Source organism: Acinetobacter sp. V116_7 (assembly GCF_056735735.1).
Genome location: NZ_JBWZIF010000015.1, coordinates 21,364 through 41,936 on the forward strand (window position 1 = coordinate 21,364; position 20,573 = coordinate 41,936).

Below are 20,573 nucleotides of genomic sequence, written 5' to 3' on the forward strand. Positions count from 1 at the left end.
CAACATAAATACGCTATATATGGCAACATGTTCAAGCAATGAACTGAACTTGTTGGTATTGAATAACGATTAAAAGGACAGCAATTTGGAGTACGTAATTTGTACTCCATGCAAAAAATTTGGCAGGGTTAAATTGTCAAAACTTCTGTCTCATAATCTTGTTCGAAGTGTCATGAATGTGCCAATAAGTTTTAAATATGTTCTGGCACCAAGAAGCTAAAGAATAGCTGGGGCATTGAATAACAGTTATTACTAAGGATTACGAATCGGAGATAATGGCATTATGGAAAAAATTTGGTTTGCAGAATACCAAAAAACAGGGATTCCAGAAACAGTAGCATTGCCTGCGGAAAATACCTCACTTGTTGATATTTTTGAGAGTAATTTCCAAAAATTTGGTTCTCGCGATGCCTTTATCTTTATGGATAAAGCGATGTCATTTAATGAGTTAGAACTTGCAAGCCGTAAGTTCGCGACCTATTTGCAAAATTTGGGGTTAGCAAAAGGAACTCGTGTGGCAGTGATGATGCCGAATGTATTGCAGTATCCTGTAGTTGCATTAGCTGTGTTACGTGCAGGTTTAGTGTTAGTAAACGTTAACCCACTTTATACTGCGCGTGAACTTGAGCATCAATTAAATGACTCAGGTGCAGAAGTACTCGTGATTATCGAAAACTTTGCCAGTGTTTACCAAAGCATTTTGGGTAAAACTCCAGTAAAGCATGTTGTAGTTGCATCAGTCGGAGATATGCTCGGTACACTCAAAGGTACTCTGGTGAATTTTGTATTACGTAAAGTACGTAAACAAATTCCAGCTTGGAATATTCCAGGACACGTTAAATTTAACTCAGCATTAAATAAAGAAAATGCGAGTAATTATAAGCGTCCGACTTTAACTTTAAGTGACACGGCTGTACTTCAATACACTGGTGGTACAACAGGCGTTTCAAAAGGTGCAGAGCTTACTCATCGTAATCTTGTAGCAAACCTACTTCAGTGTGACGGTATCTTCCAAAGTAAATTTGGAGCAAACGATGGCGCTAAAGGCGACCGTATTGTTTGTGCATTACCGCTTTATCATATTTTTGCGTTCATGGTTTGCGCGATGTACGGTATGTATAAAGGTCAGGCAAATATCTTGATTCCGAACCCTCGTGATTTACCAGCTGTTATTAACGAATTACGTAAATATCAACCATCATTCTTCCCAGCAGTAAACACATTGTTTAATGCTTTAGTGAACAATGAAGAATTCAAACAACTTGACCATAGCAATTTAAAAATGGCGATGGGCGGTGGTATGGCCGTTTTACCTTCTACAGCAGAAGCGTGGAAGAAAATTACTGGTACAACCATTATTGAAGGCTATGGTTTGTCAGAAACTTCACCGGTAGCAACTGCAAATCCACCTGCTTCTACTGAATTTAGCGGCACTATTGGTATTCCGTTACCTTTAACTGAAGTTGCTATTTTAGATGATGACGGTAAAGAAGTTGCTTTAGGTGAGCAAGGCGAAATCTCGATTCGTGGTCCTCAAGTGATGAAGGGTTACTGGAACCGCCCTGATGAGACAGCTAAAGTCATGACAGCAGATGGTTTCTTCCGTACGGGCGACATCGGCGTGATGGATAGCCGTGGATATACAAAAATTGTAGATCGTAAAAAAGATATGATTTTGGTTTCTGGCTTTAATGTTTACCCAAGTGAAATCGAAGAAGTTATTGCTAAACATCCAAAAGTATTGGAAGTTGCAGCGATTGGTGTTCCAGATGAAAAATCAGGTGAAGTGCCAAAACTCTTTATCGTGAAAAAAGATCAAAGCTTAACGACTGAAGAAGTTTTGAGCTTTGCTAAAGAGAACTTAACAGGCTATAAGCGCCCTCGTTATGTTGAGTTTATGGATGAATTACCAAAATCAAATGTAGGCAAAATTTTACGTAAAGACTTACGTAAACCAGCTTAATCGGTTAATAAAAAAGCGCCTTAGGGCGCTTTTTTTATTTTAGTTTTTATGGCTTTTTATAAACCAGCGGTCTATATAAGGACGTCCAATTCCAACCATCCCCACAAAAACAAGCATTGTGCCGAGTTGCAGGCGTAGGTGAGTTAAATCAAGCTGACCATAACTTAAATAATTATCTGCTAAGCAATATAGTGTAATCACAATGAGCCAGTGCCACAAAGGAAGACGTTTAATACCGACTGCAACAAAGGTAATTGTTAAAATAACAAAGGTGCCAAGTGTAGATTGCCAATTCAAATTTGCACAAATCACACTCAGTAAAAAAGCGACAATAGGGAGTACGATCTTTAATATGCGATCTATCTGAAGTTGATTCTGTTTTTGCTTATCCAAGACTTCAAACAGTTCTTTTTGATCAGGTTGTTGCATACATGGCCCTATTCATCAGTGTTGACAAGTGATTGCATAAAATTTCAGGTAAAAACGCAATGTTATGATAGCATGATCAACAGTATTTTCAGTGATGGATGGCACTATGCAGGGCATCAGCGGCATTATCTATATTATTTTAGTGGCATGTTTACTGCCATACGCATTTACCGCAATTGCAAAAATTACAGGTGGTTTTCAGCCTGCCGATAATCAAAACCCGAGAGCTTTTTTTGCCAAAACAACTGGTCTGGCTGCTCGCGCTAATGCCGTACAACAAAATAGTTTTGAAAGCTTACCTTTATTCTTAACGGCTATTTTAATGGCCGAATATATGGTTGTTCCAGAATATTTTATTCTTAGATTAGGTTGGGCATATATTATTTTAAGAGTTATTTATGGGATCTGCTATTTAAGTAATTGGGCAACTTTACGCTCGATTGTCTGGTTCTTATCTATATTGTGCCCAATCTTCTTATTAGTGGTCACGATTAAACTGACTTGAGTGTCATTCTGTCATCATTCATATCAACTTTCGCGTGTGCGCATTGTATAATCGGCATCATTTTGATGATATCCACGCTATAATCGAGTGGATTTTACATCTGACTTCATAACGAAAGAGTATTGATATGAGTTACAGCAATATCCCAGCAGGTAAAGATGCCCCAAATGACATCTATGTCATCATTGAAATTCCTGCAAATGCAGCACCAATTAAATATGAAATCGACAAAGATTCTGATGCATTGTTTGTAGACCGTTTCATGGGCACAGCAATGTTCTATCCAGCGAACTATGGTTATGTTCCAAATACTTTGTCTGAAGATGGTGACCCGTTAGACGTACTTGTTGTAACTCCACATCCTGTTGCTGCTGGTTCAGTCATTCGTTGCCGTCCAGTGGGCAAATTAAAAATGGAAGATGATGGTGGTATCGATGCGAAATTAATCGCTGTTCCACACGAAAAATTGTCTCCATTATATAAAGACGTTAAGGAATATACAGATCTTCCTCCGTTATTAATTAGCCAAATTGAGCATTTCTTCAGTCACTATAAAGATTTAGAACCAGGTAAGTGGGTAAAAATCAGTGGTTGGGAAGGTGCTGATGTTGCTAAAGCTGAAGTATTAAAAGCAATTGAAGCTGCTAAATAAGCTTTAATTGATAAGGCTCAGAATACCTCAATTGATATTCTGAGCTTAATAAAAAACCTACATCTGTTGCCAGACGTAGGTTTTTTTATGCTCGATAAGTTTGTGAATTAGAATAATTTCACAGGAATATCAAGGAAGATACGCCATTCATTAGTGTCACCAATGTAAGCACCTTGGTATGAGTCACTTGCACGATAGTACGAGTTACGAATACGAAGGCTTGCATCTTTAGCAAAACCGCTTTGAACTGTATATTTCACTTGGTTAAAGAACTCACGTTCTTGAGCACTGTCAGTTACATTTCTAACTTTGATGTCCCAACCATATACAAATGCAGTTGTCCAGTTTAGACCTGGCAATACGCCTAACTTACCGAAATCAACGTTGTACTGAATTTGTGCAGATTTTTCATCGTTACCGATGAAGTCAGACATGTAAGAGTTCGGTAAATAGATACTTTGGAAACCATCAGCATTTTGACCATAGTCATAACCAACATTACCACTGTTTTGTTGGTATGCTAACATCACACTATGTGGGCCAGTTGCATAAGTTCCTGAAATCGCCCAAATATTATTTGTCTTTTCTTCGCCTGCGATACCATCATTACCATAATTTGGTGCTACAGCCCCAGTTGCTGAGTAAGTATGTGCACTTGCATCGAATTTAGTGTGATAACCACTAAAATCGTAAGTTAATGAACTGTCATTAGCCAAAGGCTGTTTAAAGTTTACATTTACATAATGGCGTTCAAGAGCATTTTTGCTGTCTAAGCCATAATAAGATGCATTTAAATTATCATCAAACTTGTATTTCGCACCCCAAACAATGGCACGATCAAGACCTCTGCCAGAAGCATCAGCATCGGTATTAATTTGATCAGACATTTGGTCTTTAGTAAATTTACCAGCAACCAATTCAAGGTTCTTGATTTCATGGCTAGTTAATAAAGTACCTGTAAAGTATTCAGGAACCATACGTCCAGTATTACTTGCAAGAACAGGTAAATCGAGTACTTGAGTACCGTAACGTACTGTTGTATTCGAGAAACGTGCTTTAACGCTACCGCCACCACGAGCCCAGTGATCGTAAGCCGAACCGTCATTATGCTTAGGAATCATTTGGTTTCCGGCATTTTTATTTTCACCGATCTTAAATGAACCATCGCCAACAACGCCAACACCGAAGCCAACAATACCAGGGGTAAAGCCTGAATCGATACTTACAATTGCTGATTGAGCAAATGAGCTAGTATCTTTTGCGCCCTGTTTTTTATCACGGCTGATGTAACCTGTACGGAAGAGAATAGAACCGTTCGCATCTTCAACAAATCCTTTTGCCTCACTTTGCTCGCTTGCCTGAGCTGAGGAAATTATTGCCGCAGAAATGAGAACTGCTAATGTAAGTTTTTGTGCATTTAGCATATTTAAAGAACCTCATAAAAACGATAAATCCTGTGCCTTGTTATTGTTCAGGGCCTAGGATTTGAATCAATTGTATAAGTAATCTATAAAAAAGATATATTTTTGTTGATTTTATTTTATATATGCTATGCAGAAATTGATTAATGTGCTACTGCTTGTTGACTAAATTTACTATTAACCTTTTATACTTAATGTATTGTTTAAAATAAAAAAAGTAATTTATTTTTTAGTGTATTTTTACCATTTATTTTATATTCCAAGCTCAAAAAATAGTTGATTCTTCTGTTTGTTTTTTGATCTTTTTTGGTGGATATGTTTACTTTTTGATCTTATCTTGAGTTGATTTTTTCGACGATTTATTTTTTAATATTTTTTAAAGTGTTACTTTATAACATTATTTTAAAGAGTGATGTGCAAAAATAGATCACTGTAGAAGACCAATAGAATTTAGTTTAATTGGTCAAATTTAGTGCGATATTCTGCGTAAATTTTGTGCATTACTCTTTTTACTCATATTACTGATTAAAAAAGACCCAAAATGGTTCATAAGTTTAAAAATAGAAAAAATAAAGAAATCTAATTAAATGAAATGCCCATTTACAGACCATTAAAAGTCCAGCTTTAAGAAATTTACGTAATTTTTATATTTCCTAATCAAGGTTAAATAGAAAGTTTACATTGAGTAAATGAATACTTCCCATCTCGGTTACTAGTTTCCGATAAGGGGTTTTCATATGTTTATTATTTCTAAATGCACAAGAGTTTTATTTTATTTTATTGTTTTTTATGAATTTATATTTATACAAAACAAGCAGGGGTTTCAGTATAAAACAAGTTTGATCTCAAAATTAATGAAGTGCGTTGATAGCAAATATGGAATTGGCACAGCAATTGCTAAAGCTTAAGTAACACAATGTGTTTTATATACATAAATCGTGCATTCATTATGGGGGAGATCAGAATGATGAAATTTGCACTTAAGGCCTTAGGTCTTGGTATCTTTGCAGCAGGTTCAACCATGGCTATGGCTGAAGATGCACCATCTTTTTATGGTATCACCGCAACAGGGAGCGTCGCAGCAACCACAGACTACCGCTTCCGCGGAGTTACCCAATCATCAAATAATCCAGCCATTCAAGGTGGTTTTACTTTTTCTCATAAGTCGGGTGCTTATGTTGCGCTTTGGGGTTCAAGCGTTGACTTTAATACACCAGGTGTTTCAACTGAAACTGATATCTCATTAGGTTATACCAATACCTTAAAACTGTCAGATAAGCTGGCACCAACCTATGACGTGGGTGTAATTCATTACGGCTATATTGGTTCTGACTCAAAATTTACTAACCCATACAATGGGGATACTGGTTTTGACTTTAACGAATTTTACGGAAAATTAACTTTTGCTGATTCTTTATTTAAAGGTGATGCACTTAGTGTGGGCGTAAGCTACTCAGATGATTATTGGGGCCACTCTGACGAGTTCTGGTACTTCAACGTCGGCTATTCAGCGCCAATTGCAGATACAGGATTTACAGGCCTTGCTTCAGTTGGTTATAACAAGCTCAAAAATAAAGACTCTTTACTTGTAGTTGCGGGTGGACCAGGTGAAGATGATAGCTATATCGATTATAAAGTCGGCGTAAACTATAACATCTTGGGTATTGTTGCTGAGCTAGATGTTGTTGGTACAGACATTAGTACTTCTGGCATGACTGATGCTCAGAAAAAACCTTATGACACAGGTTTAGTATTTAGTTTAACTAAAACATTCTAAGTTTATGCTGTAAAAAAGCGGGTTTATTGACCCGCTTTTTTATTAGTTTTCTATTTCAGAAAGTAGCTGTTTTAACTGGTTAAGCTCAATATCTGTGGCTTTGAACAGTGGCTTACGTGGTGAACCCGCAGCAACACCTTTTAGCTGCAAACCTGCTTTAATCGTTTTGGGTAAACCACCAGTTACGATAAAGCGTAGTAGAGGAAGTTGCTGATAAAATGATTTCTGGGCCTGTTCTAATTCACCATTTTTTACATGTTCGATAAGTTGTTGAGGTTGTTGACCTAACAGATTTGGTGCAGCTGTACACCAACCACTTGCTCCAGCACATAAAGCTTCTAACGCTAGAGGGTTGCAGCCGTTATAAAACGGAAGTTCTCCTTTTGAGAGCTCATAAATTTTATGCATGCGCTGAATATCACCGCTACTTTCTTTTACCATCGTGATGTTTGCAATGTTGTTAAACATGCGCACGATTAATTCTGGAGACATATCAACACCGCTAGTTGCAGGGTTGTTATAAATCATAATCGGTAAAGTCGTTGCTTGTGCAATCGATTGATAATATTCAAAAATCTCTTGATCTGTTAGCTTCCAATAAGATACAGGAATCACCATAAGTGCATCTGCACCATAGCTTTGAGCGATCTGCGCTTTTTTGATGGCTTGATCCGTCGTGAGTTCTGAAATCCCAATAATGACAGGTAAGCGTTTATTAATGCTTTCAATTGAAGTTTTAGCGACTAAACACCATTCATCCCATTCAAGATAAGCACTTTCACCAGTACTACCCAAAGGTGCAATCGCATCACAGCCATTTTCAATAAGCAAATCCAGCATCTGTTTTAAAACAGGAAGATTAATGGTGTTGTCATCAGAAAAAGGAGTAACAGGGTAGCCAATAATGCCGTTTAGTTTCATGGTCGAGATCTCTTTTTAAATACAGTCAGAATGTTTTTTCAAAGCTTTACGTGCGTAGTAAGCAAAGTTCACCTTGTTGCGTTTATCGGTAGATACCCAGTCATGAGCTTCTGTAGCTAAATCGTGTGGGATCGGCTGAATTTGCCCGGCCGACATGGCTAAAAGTTGGAGTTGAGCTGCGCGTTCAATTAAAAGCGCCAAGTTGCAGGCTTCTTCAATGGTTTTTCCTGTGACCAGTTGACCATGGTGAGATAACAAAACAGCACGGTTTTTACCCAAAGCAGAAGAGATCAAAATACCTTCTTCATTGCCCACAGGAACACCTGGCCAATGGCCTACAAATGAGCAATCTTCGTAGAGTGCGCAGACATCCATTTGAGAAATCATGAGCGGAATTTGAAGCATGGAAAGAGCCGCTACATGAGTCGGATGCGTATGGATAATGCAGTTCACCTCTGGGTGTTCTTTATAAATCCATGTATGAAAACGGTTGGCTGGGTTTGCCATACCTTCTTGATTAATGGGTTCTAGGTCTTGATTCACCTCAAGCAAGTTTGAGGCAGTAATTTCATCAAAACCTAAACCAAAACGTTGGGTAATAAAGGATTCTTTACTTTCACTACGACAAGTAATTTGGCCTGCTAAACCAGCATCATGGCCATGATCAAATAAAATACGACAAGTGAGTGCAAGCTTTTGGCGGTCAGTTAAATCTGAGTCACTAATCCAATTTTGCATGTCTTGGTGTGCATGTTGCATCAGGTCTTGTTTGTTTACAGAAGCAGTCTTCATCTCTTCTCCAGTCCAGTTGACCAAATTAAGTAGGTGAAGGCAGAATAGAAAACAACTGGATGAATCAATACATCCAGTTTTAATAAGTTATATGGTCCAGATGGGGCAAATATGCTAAGACCTTGGCAAGTACATTTTCGTATCGATGAAAGAGAAGAAAAGACGGTTTTTCTAAAACTGACCAACTTGATTAGTCAGGAAATTTTAAGTGGCCGATTGGCTCAAGGGACTATGTTGCCGGGGTCTCGTAGCCTATCAAAAGAATTAGGAGTTAATCGGAAAACGGTACAAGCGGTTTATGAAGAATTAGAAGCACAAGGATGGCTTGTGACTCGTCCACGAAAAGGCACATTTGTGGCAGATGTTTTGCCAGAAAAACAACTCCAAATAGAGTCGATATCTGAGCGAAAAGTGAATGAGAAGCCAATTATTCAAGAAGTTGCTTTATATCCACATAACGATGGTGTACCAGATCCGAGGCTTATTCCCTACGAACTATTTTCACGCGCCTATCGGCATGCACTGATTAAAATTACTCAAAACCAGTACATGGGATATGGTGACCCACGAGGTATGATTGAGTTAAGACAAGCCTTACAACAAATGTTGTCGATGGAACGTTTTATGAATGTTGCCGAAGATGAAATTTGTATTGTACGTGGTAGCCAGATGGGCATTTTTCTTGCATCTCGGGCATTACCTAATCGGCAGGGTGTTATCGTTGTTGAAGAGCTTTACTATCCATCTGCTTTTAAAGCGTTCCAATCAAATGGTTTTCAGGTCGTTTCTGCCAAATTAGATGAACAAGGTATTGTCATTGAAGATTTAGAACGGATTTTAAAAGAACATTCGGTTGCTGCCATTTATACAACTCCGCATCATCAATATCCCACAACTGTCACGATGCCAATGAGTCGCCGTCTTCAACTCTTAGAGCTTTCAAAAAAATGGGGCTTTTATATTATTGAAGATGACTATGATCATGAATTCCATTATGACAGTCGGCCTATGCCACCCTTAGCGAGTTTGCCTCATTCTGAATTGGTTATTCATGTTGGCTCATTGTCTAAAGTTTTTGCACCAGGGATCCGTTTAGGCTACATCGTGGCATCACCATCAATCATTCAATCGATTACTGAAGATATTTTACTGATTGATCGTCAAGGTAATAATATTACTGAACTTGCCTTAGCAGATTTAATGCAACGGGGTGAAATTAAAAGGCACATCCGTAAAATGAAAAAAATATATCAACTACGCCGCGACCATGCGTTAGCTGAGTTCCACCGAATTTTTGCAGAGCATGTTCATATACAACCACCCGCGGGTGGAATGGCGTTATGGGTGAAATTCAAGAAATCATTTACTCGAGATCAGCTTATAAAATTAAAAGAACTCAACATTGATACAGAGCATAAGTTTAAACAAAACGAGTCTTCTAATCGTTGTATTCGCTTGGGTTTTGCTGCTTTATCAGAGAAAGAAATTACTTCTTTAATCGAGACCTTAAATCAAGTTCTTAACTAAAGAACAGCGGACTCATCATCCGCTGCTTCATTTTAAGAATGATTGCCTCGATAGGAGAGTGCTTCTGTAAGATGAATGCTTTGAATCATCTCACTTTGAGCCAAATCGGCAATGGTCCGCGCTACTCGTAAAACACGATGATAAGCACGAGCCGATAGATTTAAACGTTGCTGTGCCATTTCAATCATTCGCTGGGAAGTACTATCAAGGACAGCATATTGTTCTAGTTGCTTCGGCGAAAGCGCTTGATTTAAACAATTTTGTCTTTGCATTTGTTGTTCATAAGCAGAAATCACGCGCTGTCTTACAGCCGTAGAACCTTCAACAGGTGTTGAATCTTGCAGTTCCTGAGCTTTTAAAGGCGGTACATCAATATGTAAATCGATACGGTCAAGTAAAGGTCCTGATATACGGTTTTGATAGCGCTTAATGCTCTCAGGTGAACATTGGCAACGGCTGTCTTGATTAAACGCATAACCACATGGGCAGGGATTCATCGCAGCAATCAGTTGAAAGTTAGCCGGATAAGTAATTTGCCGAGCTGCTCGTGAAATAATGATTTCTTTTGACTCAAGCGGCTGACGTAAAACTTCTAGCACCTTTCTATCAAACTCTGGAAGTTCATCTAAAAAGAGCACACCTAAGTGAGATAAGGTTATTTCACCCGGTTTAGGGTGGGATCCGCCCCCAACGAGTGCAATGGCAGATGCCGTATGGTGGGGTGCACGAAAAGGACGCTGTCCAAACGTATGCGGTGTATTGGAAATTGAATAAATACTCGCAACTTCAAGTGTTTCTTGATTAGAAAGAGGTGGCAAAATTGAAGGAAGACGTGAAGCGAGTAAAGTCTTACCTGTGCCCGGTGGTCCTTTAAAGAGCAGAGAATGTCCGCCTGCTGCGGCTATTTCTAGTGCACGACGTGGGCGTAGCTGACCTTTTACATCTGCCAAATCAAATTTATAAGGCATTTGATTTGATGTTGTTGAAGGTTCAATCGAAGATAGAGATTTCGTGCCCAGAAAGTGTTCACAGACTTCTTTTAAATGGCTCACCGGATAACACTCAAGGTCCGGTAAATGGTTAATATCTTGACTATTATCGAGAGGTAAAAGCATTTTATGCTTGGCCTGTTGACACGGCATGGCCAAAGTTAAAGTACCTGACACTGATCTTACATGCCCATCCAGCGCTAATTCACCAATTAATTCAAAATCTTCGGCACAGTTTTCGGGAAGCTGACCAGAGGCAATTAAAATGCCTACAGCAATTGGTAAATCCAGACGTGACCCATCTTTGGGCAAATCTGCTGGTGCAAGATTAATGGTCAGCCGTTTAGTTGGAAATTGAAATCCACTATTAATAATGGCTGAGCGAACTCGGTCTTTACTTTCTCTTACTGCCGCTTCTGCTAGTCCGACAATAGTAAGAGAAGGTAAGCCTTGACTCACATGTACCTCAACTTCAATTAGAGGTGCATGTAAACCCAAAAGTCCCCGTGTATAAATTTTAGAAAAAGACATCTTATTGTTCCATTATGGTGCTTCATTTTTAATCGTTGTAAAGTATAAGTGCGCTACGTTGGTGCTTATTTTTTATTCTTTAAAGTTTCTTCTAACAGACTTACTTGTTTTTGTAGCTCTTCTAAACGTTGAGTGGCCGATTGAAGTGCAGTCTTTTGACGGTCAATTTCTTGTTTGGACACAAGATCCAACTTTTCGACTGCTTCATTTAATAATGCACGTAAATTTTTTTCCAAATCTTTTTTAGGCTCATCAATTTGTTCCAAAATGGCCTGTAGTAATGTTTCTAGCATAAAATATCCAAAGTGTTGTATTACCTTATGGTTTACAGTTTAACACTGCTTGAACTTGGGATATAGGTTTCAATTCTTTTAGTACAAATAGAACATTAAATAAGCACTCAACGATACTTAAAATTCATTTTATTTTTAATAGCTCATCTACATCTTGATCACTAAATAGGTTATAAAGAAAGTTCATGCAATAGATTCATTTCCCTCAACCTTTGAAATATTGGCATGAAAATTGAACATAAAACCTTACTGGTGAAAAGAAGCCGAAGGAAACAAACATGAAGCTTGTAACTGCAATTGTAAAACCGTTTAAATTGGATGATGTGCGTGAAGCGCTCTCTGACATTGGTGTACAAGGGATTACCGTAACTGAAGTTAAAGGTTTTGGTCGTCAAAAAGGACATACAGAACTCTACCGTGGCGCAGAGTATGTGGTTGATTTCTTACCTAAAGTAAAAATCGAAATTGCGATTAGTGATGAAATGGTTGATGCGGTAATTGAATCAATTACTCGTGTAGCAAGCACTGGAAAAATCGGCGATGGTAAGATTTTTGTGACTAACCTGGAACAAGTTATCCGTATCCGTACGGGTGAAACTGGACCAGATGCTGTCTAATTGGCACAAAGCTTGCTGAGTAGAAAATAACTCGCAAATGAGGTTGGGGGACACGAATGAAAAAAATGCTTATGGCGCTGAGTCTATCAGGCGCTCTTTTGGGTGGTACTGCCGTTTGGGCAGAAGATGCTGTAACAACGCCTACATCGGAAGTTGCAGCTACATCAACATCTCCAGCTACTGCAACCACTGCAGAAGCACCAGTTGCTGAAACTCCAGCAGCTCCAGCACCAACACCAAAACTTGATACAGGCGATACATCTTGGATTTTAGTTTCAACAGCTTTGGTTCTATTAATGACCATTCCTGGTTTGGCACTATTCTACGGCGGTATGGTACGTAAGAAAAATGTATTAAGTACTATGATGTTCAGCCTTTCTGCTGCAATTTTAGTAAGTTTGCTGTGGGTGATTGCAGGGTATTCAATCGCGTTCTCTGGCACAGGTGCATTTTTTGGTGATTTGTCTAAAGCCATGCTCAACGGAGTCGCGTTTGATGCATTGAGCGGGACAATTCCTGAAAGTCTCTTTGTTATTTTCCAAATGACTTTTGCCATCATTACAGTTGCAATCCTGAGTGGTTCTATTGCAGACCGTATGAAATATTCAGCTTTCATGGCATTCATTGCAATTTGGGTACTTGTTGTTTATGCACCAATTACTCACTGGGTTTGGGCAACAGATGGCTGGTTATTTAAAGCAGGCGCATTAGATTTTGCTGGTGGTACAGTTGTACACATCAACTCAGGTGTTGCAGGTCTCGTTGCTGCTTACATGCTTGGAAAACGTATTGGCCTTGGCCGTGAATCTATGGCTCCTCATAACCTGACTCTAACTGTTGTTGGTGCAAGCTTACTTTGGGTGGGTTGGTTCGGCTTCAACGGTGGTAGTGCCTTAGGCGCGGGTGCTCGTGCAAGTATGGCAATTTTAGTGACTCAAGTTGCTGCCGCTGCTGCTGCATTCTCTTGGTTAGTTGTTGAACGTATGATCCGTGGCAAAGCATCTGTATTAGGTGGTGCTTCTGGTGCTGTAGCTGGTTTGGTTGTGATTACACCAGCAGCAGGTTTTGTCGGTGTAGGCGGTGCTTTAGTCATGGGCCTTATCGGTGGCGTAGTGTGCTTCTGGGGTATTACTGCACTTAAACGCTTACTTAAAGCAGATGATGCTTTGGATGCGTTTGGTTTACATGCTGTAGGTGGTATTGTCGGTGCGATTTTAACTGGCGTATTCTACAGTGACGAAATTATTAAAGCAGCTAACGTTACCTTAGCTCCAACATTCGCTGGCCAATTATGGGTACAAGTTGAAGGCGTATTGGCAACCATGGTTTACAGTGGTATCGCGACTTTCGTTATTCTTAAAGTGATTGATCTTGTAATCGGTATCCGTGTGAACGCTGATGATGAGCGCATGGGTCTGGATTTAAGCCAACATGGCGAACGTATTGAATAATCATCATTAATATATCTGCTGTCTTAAAAGAACAGTCTTGCGCTGTGATCAAAGCGATGCTTTGATCTTGCTCAGGGCTGTTTTTTTGTCTTATAGAATGCTGGTTCTGTAAGTGTAGAAATTTTGCTACACTAGGTCAAAGTAATCGACCCTATAAATCCGCTATGCATTGTCCATTTTGCAACGCCGCAGATAGTAAAGTCATCGATTCACGTTTAGCCGCCGAAGGCTGTCAGATTCGTCGACGTCGTGAGTGTGTAAGTTGCGGTGAACGTTTTACCACTTTTGAAAGCTATGAAGTGGTAATGCCCCGTGTGATCAAATCGAATGGAAAAAATGAACCTTTCGATGAGGCCAAATTACGTCGTTCGTTAATGCATGCTCTGCAAAAACGTCCGGTCACACAAGAGCAGATCGAAACAGTTTTAAGTGATATTCAGTTACAGATTCGCCGTTTAGGTGAGCGTGACGTAAAATCTAGAACAATTGGTGAAATCGTCATGCAATCTCTATTTGCCCTTGACCATGTCGCTTATGTCCGATTTGCTTCTGTATATCAAGATTTTCAGGATGTTGAGGCGTTTCGTCGTCAAATTGAGCAAATGCAACAACGTGAACAATAACTATTTGAGATTTTTATGTCTGAGTTGAAACAAGATCAATATTGGATGCAGCAAGCCATTGAACTTGCCAAACGAGGTCTATATTCGACTAAGCCTAATCCAAATGTTGGTTGTGTCATTGTCAAAGATGATCAGTTAATTGGTGAAGGCTTCCATCCTAAAGCGGGTCAACCACACGCAGAAGTCTTTGCTTTACGTCAGGCAGCTGAACAAGCACAAGGTGCAACAGCCTATGTCACACTTGAGCCATGTGCGCATTATGGAAGAACTCCTCCTTGTGCTGAAGCACTGGTTAAGGCACAGGTTAAAAGGGTGGTTGTGGCATGTTCTGATCCAAATCCTCTCGTTGCAGGTAAGGGCGTTCAGATTTTGAAAAATGCCGGAATTGAAGTAGACGTTGGCATTTGTGAAGATTTAGCAGAAAAATTAAATCAAGGTTTCTTAAAGGCGATGTCTACGGGCATGCCTTATGTACGCTTAAAAGTAGCTTCAAGTCTAGATGGACGTACGGCAATGGCATCTGGTGAATCGAAGTGGATTACTGGTTCTGCTGCCCGTCAAGATGTCCAGCATTGGCGTGCCATTTCAGGAGCGGTGATTACAGGTATTGAAACTGTGATTGCAGATGATTGTCAGCTTAATGTGCGTTCACTCGGTCATATTGATATTGAGACAGTTGCTCAACCAAAACGGGTTGTTTTAGATCGTCAGGGGCGTTTGCCACTTAATGCTAAAATTTTAGAAAACCCTGAAACTGTGCTGGTGATGGGGCCATATCGTCAAGAACTTGCCGATTTAGGCGTGATACAATTAGAAATTCAGCCTTTAAAAATACTGTTACAGACCCTATCTAAGCAACATCAAATTTATGATGTATTGGTGGAAGCCGGTGCGACATTATCTACTGCCTTTTTACAAGAAGGGTTGGTAGATGAGTTGATCAGTTATATTGCCCCAACATTTTTGGGGAAAAGTGCAAGAGCCATGTTCAATGCAGAGTTTGAATATATGGCACAACAACTTCGTTTTACACTTCTTGATGTGACACAACTTGATCAAGATATACGCTTAAGGTTAATCCCTACGCAAGAGAAAGTATGAATTCAGAGCCTTCGGTTTATCACAAACGTCGTCATGCGGCCCGCACGACAGACGAATATCTTTTCCATCAGCTTGTTCCTTACCTAGGTAACAAGCGCCGATTGCTCCATCTAATTTTAGAAGCCCTTGAAATTACAGGGACACTGAATAGCAAGAAAAAGAATCCTCCGATTTTTGCCGATTTCTTTGCCGGCAGTGGTGTCGTGTCTCGTTTAGCACGTCAAAATGGTTACCGTGTGATTGCAAATGACTGGGAACCTTATAGCCATGCTTTAAATCATGCGATTTTAGCTTGTACCGATGCACCTGCATTTAAAGAGTTGGGTGGCTATCAGAAGGCAATCGACTATTTAAATCGCTTACCTGAAGTTAAAGGTTGGGTAACGCATAACCTTTGCCCACGTAACGATGATGTATACGATCCAACTCGTGACCGTTTATTCTTTAAACGCCGTAATGGTATGCGTATTGATGCGATTCGCCAGCAGATTGCAACATGGCAGGCACAAGGTGCAATTAATGATGTAGAGATGAGTGCTTTGCTAGCACCATTACTCTATTCAGCAAGTTTTGTGAGTAACACCAGCGGCGTATTTAAAAGCTTTCACCAAGGGTGGGGCGGACGTACACAAACTGCATTGGAACGAATTGAGTCATTGCTTTGGTTAACACCAAGCCGTTTTTGCGAGATTGGTGACCGTAAGCGCCCTGCTGCTGAAATGTGGTGTGTAGATTCACAGCATCTAGCAAATCAAATGAGTGGCTTTGAAGTAGACGTTGCTTATCTCGATCCACCCTATAACCAGCACGCATATAGTAGTAATTATCATGTTTTGAATGCATTAACTTTATGGGATCAGGTCGATTTACCATCACCAGATACTAAAGGTTATAAGAGTGGAATTGATAGAGCTTGGCGTAAAGAGCGTCCAAGTCCATATAACTCTTCTAAATATGCGAAAGATGCGTATGAAAAGTTACTTTCAACCATCAATGCCCGCTATATTCTGACCAGTTATTCAACTGATGGTAATATCGAGCCCAAAGATTTGCTTATGGCTAATCTGGAGCGCGGCAAAGTGACCCTGTTAACACAAGATGTTCCACGCTATCGAGTAAGTAAACAGCGACAGTCTGAGCGTGCACGTGTGCTTGAGTTTATTGTAATTACTGATACTCATGCTAAGTCAGGACCACCATTACGTCAGTTATTAGGCCAGCTTTACCACTTCGCCGAGCTAGGTGGTGTAGATACCTCAGGTAATAGTACACAGCTCGCACTTTGGTAAGCGCTGCAATTTAAGCAGTGTAAAAAGATTTGGAGATTGAGCCATGTTTACAGGCATTATTGAAAGTTTAGGAAAAGTCGAAAGCCTGCAAAGCGTAGGTGGTGATGTGCGTTTACGTATTCAGACTGATCTGGATATGTCCGATGTACATTTGGGAGACTCAATTGCGACCAATGGAATCTGTCTCACTGTGATTGAATGGGGCGATAACTGGTACGCAGCGGATGTTTCTCGTGAAAGCTTGAATCGTACGACTTTAGGTAACTGGAAAGTTGGGCAACGTGTCAATGTTGAAAAGGCAATGTTACCGACAACACGCTTTGGTGGACACATTGTGAGTGGCCATGTTGATGGTGTGGGTGAAATTACTGTAGTACGTGAAGATGCTCGCTCAATCTATTATGAAGTTACAGCACCGACAGAACTTGCTAAATATTTAGCCGAAAAAGGTTCTGTGACTGTTGACGGAATTAGCTTAACGATTAACCACTTACGTGGAAATATTTTAAGTTTAAACTTAATTCCGCATACAGCAGAGCGTACTAACATTGGAACATGGCAAGTTGGTAGCAAAGTAAACCTTGAAGTCGATGTTTTGGCGCGCTATATCGAGCGTTTATTGCTAGGTGACAAGGCTGCTGAACAAAAAACAGAGTCAAATATTAGTATGGCTTTTTTAGCTGAGAATGGTTTTTTAAAATAAAAAGCTGAATTGTTAAAATAAAAAACCGGACACTTGTTCCGGTTTTTTTATTTTGAAAACTTATTGCTTGGTTAGCGTAACCGAGTTTGTGCCGACCCATGGTTTATTATGTTGGGTGCGTGTAATTGAAAATTCGCCTTTTTCTGACTCTCGTGTGAGTAAGATAGATAAAGAGTTAAAGTCGTTATGACTCATATAAAGTTCTTGTGCTGAAAATGTCCATTGTTCACCCTGATTAAGCTGCTCAAGTTGCATTGAAATCTGATGCGGAATGTCCATTTTTACCCTCATTAATTTTCATAAATAACCATGCGGTATTCTAATAATTATTTGAACTAAAAGAATATTGTGCATGACTATTCTGTGACAATTAAATGTCATTTTTATGACAAAGAGAGTCTTAAAAACTTTACTTTTCTATTTTTTCATCAGAAAACTTAGAATTCTTTAAAATGTATTCAATTTCTTCTTGAGCTGCCGAATTTAGCTTGGCTCGGAAAGCTGTTACAGACTGTTCAATTAAGCTCTCAGCTTCAAGTTCTAAACGAATGCGTAAACTTTCAAGCTCAGATAAGATTTGATCATCGGTAATACTAAGTTTTACGCCAGCAGAGTAATTGACTGCTGGTGTTTCAGGGTTTTTCTGATAACGCGCAGTTTGCTCTGCAACCTCTTGTTCTAAATGGCTACGTAATGTGTGTAATGTTTCAGTCTGTTCATTAAATTTACGAATTTCGTCTGCTTGCAACTCCGCAGCATAAGCAGCTTCTGATGCACGTTTGTCAGCAAGCGATTTTTCTAAAGCGAGTTGACGACGAATACGTGCTTGCTCAATCAGCTCTGCTTTAAGATCTGCGTAGGCTTGTTCAATTTTTTGCTGTGATTCTAACTGCGCTTTTTCATCATTTAAAACCCAAAGCTGAATAGGCGTTTGAGGCTCTAGTAAGTCACAAATACGTGCCAGATCCTGTTGATAGGTATGACGGACAGCTTCAGGCGCATTTAACCATCTTTTTTTAAAATCTTGCCCGACATTTAATGCCACCATGTTTCTCCTTGATCAACAGTATTTACATTTTAGCGCGTTATAATTTAAAGGTCCGCGGTTCTATACCCAAACGGCGATACATTTTAAATTTTTCTCGACCAATTTGCTTGGCTGTTTCATTATTTTCAACAATTTCTATAATGTGGCTAAAATGATCAACTTGTTCAAGTGCATGATTGTTAAAATTAAATACTAACAGGCCTTGTTCAAGTGGTTGTTTAGCCGAAATACATACAGCAGCATCAGTTTGGTCAATGCCATGCGCAATGAAACTGACAGGGTCGAAATCCCATAATCTTTCATCGAGCATCTGTTGTAGCTGCACATCTGGGCAATACCACCAGATTTTAGGATGCTTCTGTAATATTTTTCGACATAAACGGCAAGCACTATCGACTTGCCGTTCTTCGCTGGTTTCAAACAAATAAAAACTAACTTTAGCCATTCGTATTTACACGATTCGCTAGAAATTGCATGAGTAATGGTACTGGACGACCCGTTGCACCTTTAGCTGGACCAGATAACCATGCTGTTCCTGCTACATCTAAATGAGCCCAACGATATTCACGTGTAAAGCGCTCAAGGAAGCACGCAGCTGTAATCGCGCCGCCATATGGTCCACCGATGTTTGCAATATCTGCAAATGGTGAATCAAGTAATTCTTGATAATCATCAATCACTGGCATACGCCATACACGGTCAAATGATTGTTCGCCAGCTTGTTGGAGCTCTGCTGCCAAAGCATCATCTGGTGAGAATAACCCACTGAGTACTTTGCCTAAAGCAACTACACACGCACCTGTTAAGGTCGCAATATCAACCACGACTGCTGGATTAAAGCGTTTAATATAGGTCAATGTGTCACAGAGTACTAAACGGCCTTCAGCATCTGTATTTAGAATTTCAACAGTTTGACCGCTCATGGTGGTCACAATGTCACCTGGACGAGTTGCTTTACCAGAAGGCATATTTTCTGCTGCTGCAATTGCACCAACTACATGAATAGGAAGTTTTGCTTCGCATAGGGCACGAATGGTACCAAGTACAGATGCTGCACCGCACATATCGAATTTCATTTCATCCATGCCAAGGCCTGGTTTTAATGAAATACCACCTGTATCAAAAGTTACGCCTTTACCAACGAGAACAACCGGAGCTTGATCAATTTGTGCTTGATATTCGAGCGTTACAATACGGCCCGGACGTTCAGATCCTTTACTGACTGCAAGAAAAGCATACATGCCTAAATCAGCCATTTGTTGCTCATTTAAAACAGTTACTTTAAGTAAGTCAGGGAATTCTGCGGCTAAAGCTAGAGCTTGTTCTGCCAAATATTCTGGGAAACAAATATTACCCGGACGGTTGCCAAGATCACGTGCATAAGACTGACCAGACTGTACTGCATGTACTAAAGCCAGTTGTTTTTCATCTAGGCTAGTTGTTGAACTAATTAAATCAACCTGTTGTAACACAAATTCATTTTTTTTCGATTTAAACTCATCATAACCATAAGCTGCTTGAGTTAAGCTTAAAGCAAATAAATAATGGTGCTCGACAGGTAAAGCAGCAATATCAATTGCGATATGCTTAAATTTATTTTGTGTCGATTTGATAATCGTTTGGGCAAGTTTAGCGAGCTTGACTGCCTGAAGTTCAGCTGTTTTTCCTAAGCCAAGTAATTGGCTGTGAGGCTGATTTGAAATCTGACCAAATAAAGGCAGAGTTTCATTGAAGTTGCCTTTAAATTGGGTAGCGTTCAGAACGCTTTCTAGGTTATTGATTTGATATGTGTTGACGTTGCTTTGTAGCTGTTCTGAATCAACTAAAACCCACAAAGATTCATTAGATGTCTGTTCGGGAAAAGTTGTATAAGTTGTAAATTTCATGGCTGTCGTGATTGCCTATAGAAAGTTATGATGAATTAAAACATTGAAACACTTT

The 20,573-nt window shown here is 39.6% G+C and carries 21 protein-coding genes; 11 read left to right on the forward strand and 10 right to left on the reverse strand.

All coding sequences use genetic code 11. The annotated features are described in order from the left end of the window. Positions 1-283 precede the first annotated feature (283 nt). Positions 284-1,963 carry a long-chain-fatty-acid--CoA ligase gene (locus AC1PJP_RS06945; protein WP_004795215.1) on the forward strand — a complete coding sequence of 560 codons (1,680 nt, stop codon included), beginning with the start codon at positions 284-286 and terminating at the stop codon, positions 1,961-1,963. A gap of 39 nt (positions 1,964-2,002) precedes the next feature. Here AC1PJP_RS06945 and AC1PJP_RS06950 read toward each other — a convergent pair whose 3' ends face one another. Next, positions 2,003-2,392 (reverse strand): hypothetical protein, encoded by a 390-nt coding sequence (locus AC1PJP_RS06950; RefSeq protein WP_479766728.1) that lies wholly within the window; start codon positions 2,390-2,392, stop codon positions 2,003-2,005. A 106-nt stretch (positions 2,393-2,498) separates the two neighbouring features. Here AC1PJP_RS06950 and AC1PJP_RS06955 point away from each other — a divergent pair, with 106 nt between their 5' ends. Next, positions 2,499-2,897 carry an MAPEG family protein gene (locus AC1PJP_RS06955; RefSeq protein ID WP_003654397.1) on the forward strand — a complete coding sequence of 133 codons (399 nt, stop codon included), beginning with the start codon at positions 2,499-2,501 and terminating at the stop codon, positions 2,895-2,897. 127 nt (positions 2,898-3,024) lie between these two features. Beyond that, positions 3,025-3,549, forward strand: a complete 525-nt coding sequence (gene ppa / locus AC1PJP_RS06960) for an inorganic diphosphatase (protein WP_004795210.1) — start codon at positions 3,025-3,027, stop codon at positions 3,547-3,549. 107 nt (positions 3,550-3,656) lie between these two features. Here ppa and AC1PJP_RS06965 read toward each other — a convergent pair whose 3' ends face one another. Beyond that, a complete protein-coding gene (locus AC1PJP_RS06965) occupies positions 3,657-4,973 on the reverse strand; it encodes an OprD family outer membrane porin (protein ID WP_151822286.1) in 1,317 nt (438 codons plus the stop codon). A gap of 961 nt (positions 4,974-5,934) precedes the next feature. Here AC1PJP_RS06965 and AC1PJP_RS06970 point away from each other — a divergent pair. Beyond that, on the forward strand, positions 5,935-6,747 hold the full coding sequence (locus tag AC1PJP_RS06970) for a TorF family putative porin (protein WP_049838290.1): 813 nt from the start codon (positions 5,935-5,937) through the stop codon (positions 6,745-6,747). Positions 6,748-6,789: 42 nt separating this feature from the next. Here AC1PJP_RS06970 and AC1PJP_RS06975 read toward each other — a convergent pair whose 3' ends face one another. Together AC1PJP_RS06975 and AC1PJP_RS06980 are read right to left on the reverse strand one after the other, a co-directional pair. Next, complete coding sequence (locus AC1PJP_RS06975) at positions 6,790-7,668, reverse strand: dihydrodipicolinate synthase family protein (protein WP_192837145.1); 879 nt, start codon at positions 7,666-7,668, stop codon at positions 6,790-6,792. Positions 7,669-7,683: 15 nt separating this feature from the next. Continuing rightward, the gene (locus AC1PJP_RS06980) at positions 7,684-8,460 is read right to left on the reverse strand and encodes an aldolase (RefSeq protein WP_479766729.1); all 777 of its coding nucleotides are present in this window, start codon (positions 8,458-8,460) and stop codon (positions 7,684-7,686) included. 111 nt (positions 8,461-8,571) lie between these two features. Here AC1PJP_RS06980 and pdxR point away from each other — a divergent pair, with 111 nt between their 5' ends. Continuing rightward, positions 8,572-9,987 carry a MocR-like pyridoxine biosynthesis transcription factor PdxR gene (pdxR, locus tag AC1PJP_RS06985; RefSeq protein ID WP_479766730.1) on the forward strand — a complete coding sequence of 472 codons (1,416 nt, stop codon included), beginning with the start codon at positions 8,572-8,574 and terminating at the stop codon, positions 9,985-9,987. 32 nt (positions 9,988-10,019) lie between these two features. Here the strand turns inward: pdxR and AC1PJP_RS06990 are convergent, their stop codons facing one another. Both AC1PJP_RS06990 and AC1PJP_RS06995 read right to left on the reverse strand, forming a co-directional pair. Beyond that, the gene (locus AC1PJP_RS06990) at positions 10,020-11,507 is read right to left on the reverse strand and encodes a YifB family Mg chelatase-like AAA ATPase (RefSeq protein ID WP_479766731.1); all 1,488 of its coding nucleotides are present in this window, start codon (positions 11,505-11,507) and stop codon (positions 10,020-10,022) included. Between the two features lie 65 nt (positions 11,508-11,572). Then, positions 11,573-11,800, reverse strand: coding sequence for an accessory factor UbiK family protein (locus AC1PJP_RS06995; protein WP_004795193.1), 228 nt, complete (start codon positions 11,798-11,800; stop codon positions 11,573-11,575). Positions 11,801-12,078: 278 nt separating this feature from the next. Between AC1PJP_RS06995 and glnK the strand changes: the two genes are divergently transcribed. The 6 genes from glnK (at position 12,079) to AC1PJP_RS07025 (ending at position 17,584) form a co-directional block, all read left to right on the forward strand. Then, a complete protein-coding gene (gene glnK / locus AC1PJP_RS07000) occupies positions 12,079-12,417 on the forward strand; it encodes a P-II family nitrogen regulator (RefSeq protein WP_000780326.1) in 339 nt (112 codons plus the stop codon). 56 nt (positions 12,418-12,473) lie between these two features. Next, the gene (locus AC1PJP_RS07005) at positions 12,474-13,868 is read left to right on the forward strand and encodes an ammonium transporter (protein WP_004795189.1); all 1,395 of its coding nucleotides are present in this window, start codon (positions 12,474-12,476) and stop codon (positions 13,866-13,868) included. Positions 13,869-14,032: 164 nt separating this feature from the next. Then, a complete protein-coding gene (gene nrdR, locus AC1PJP_RS07010; protein ID WP_004795187.1) occupies positions 14,033-14,491 on the forward strand; it encodes a transcriptional regulator NrdR in 459 nt (152 codons plus the stop codon). A gap of 15 nt (positions 14,492-14,506) precedes the next feature. Further along, positions 14,507-15,592: a bifunctional diaminohydroxyphosphoribosylaminopyrimidine deaminase/5-amino-6-(5-phosphoribosylamino)uracil reductase RibD gene (ribD, locus tag AC1PJP_RS07015; protein WP_479766732.1), complete on the forward strand. Its 1,086-nt coding sequence runs from the start codon at positions 14,507-14,509 to the stop codon at positions 15,590-15,592. After that, complete coding sequence (locus AC1PJP_RS07020; protein WP_005301611.1) at positions 15,589-16,881, forward strand: DNA adenine methylase; 1,293 nt, start codon at positions 15,589-15,591, stop codon at positions 16,879-16,881. The genes ribD and AC1PJP_RS07020 overlap by 4 nt, the downstream gene beginning before the upstream one ends. A 43-nt stretch (positions 16,882-16,924) precedes the next feature. Beyond that, positions 16,925-17,584, forward strand: coding sequence for a riboflavin synthase (locus AC1PJP_RS07025; protein WP_002121149.1), 660 nt, complete (start codon positions 16,925-16,927; stop codon positions 17,582-17,584). Between the two features lie 60 nt (positions 17,585-17,644). Here AC1PJP_RS07025 and AC1PJP_RS07030 read toward each other — a convergent pair whose 3' ends face one another. The 4 genes from AC1PJP_RS07030 to AC1PJP_RS07045 all read right to left on the reverse strand — a co-directional run bounded on the left by AC1PJP_RS07030 (position 17,645) and on the right by AC1PJP_RS07045 (position 20,518). Next, complete coding sequence (locus AC1PJP_RS07030; RefSeq protein WP_005301614.1) at positions 17,645-17,863, reverse strand: hypothetical protein; 219 nt, start codon at positions 17,861-17,863, stop codon at positions 17,645-17,647. 130 nt (positions 17,864-17,993) lie between these two features. Then, positions 17,994-18,632 (reverse strand): cell division protein BlhA, encoded by a 639-nt coding sequence (gene blhA / locus AC1PJP_RS07035; protein WP_107882356.1) that lies wholly within the window; start codon positions 18,630-18,632, stop codon positions 17,994-17,996. A gap of 37 nt (positions 18,633-18,669) precedes the next feature. Next, positions 18,670-19,077, reverse strand: a complete 408-nt coding sequence (locus AC1PJP_RS07040; protein ID WP_005301618.1) for a DNA polymerase III subunit chi — start codon at positions 19,075-19,077, stop codon at positions 18,670-18,672. Next, positions 19,070-20,518, reverse strand: a complete 1,449-nt coding sequence (locus AC1PJP_RS07045; RefSeq protein ID WP_004795175.1) for a leucyl aminopeptidase — start codon at positions 20,516-20,518, stop codon at positions 19,070-19,072. The genes AC1PJP_RS07040 and AC1PJP_RS07045 overlap by 8 nt, the downstream gene beginning before the upstream one ends. Between the last annotated feature and the right edge of the window lie 55 nt (positions 20,519-20,573).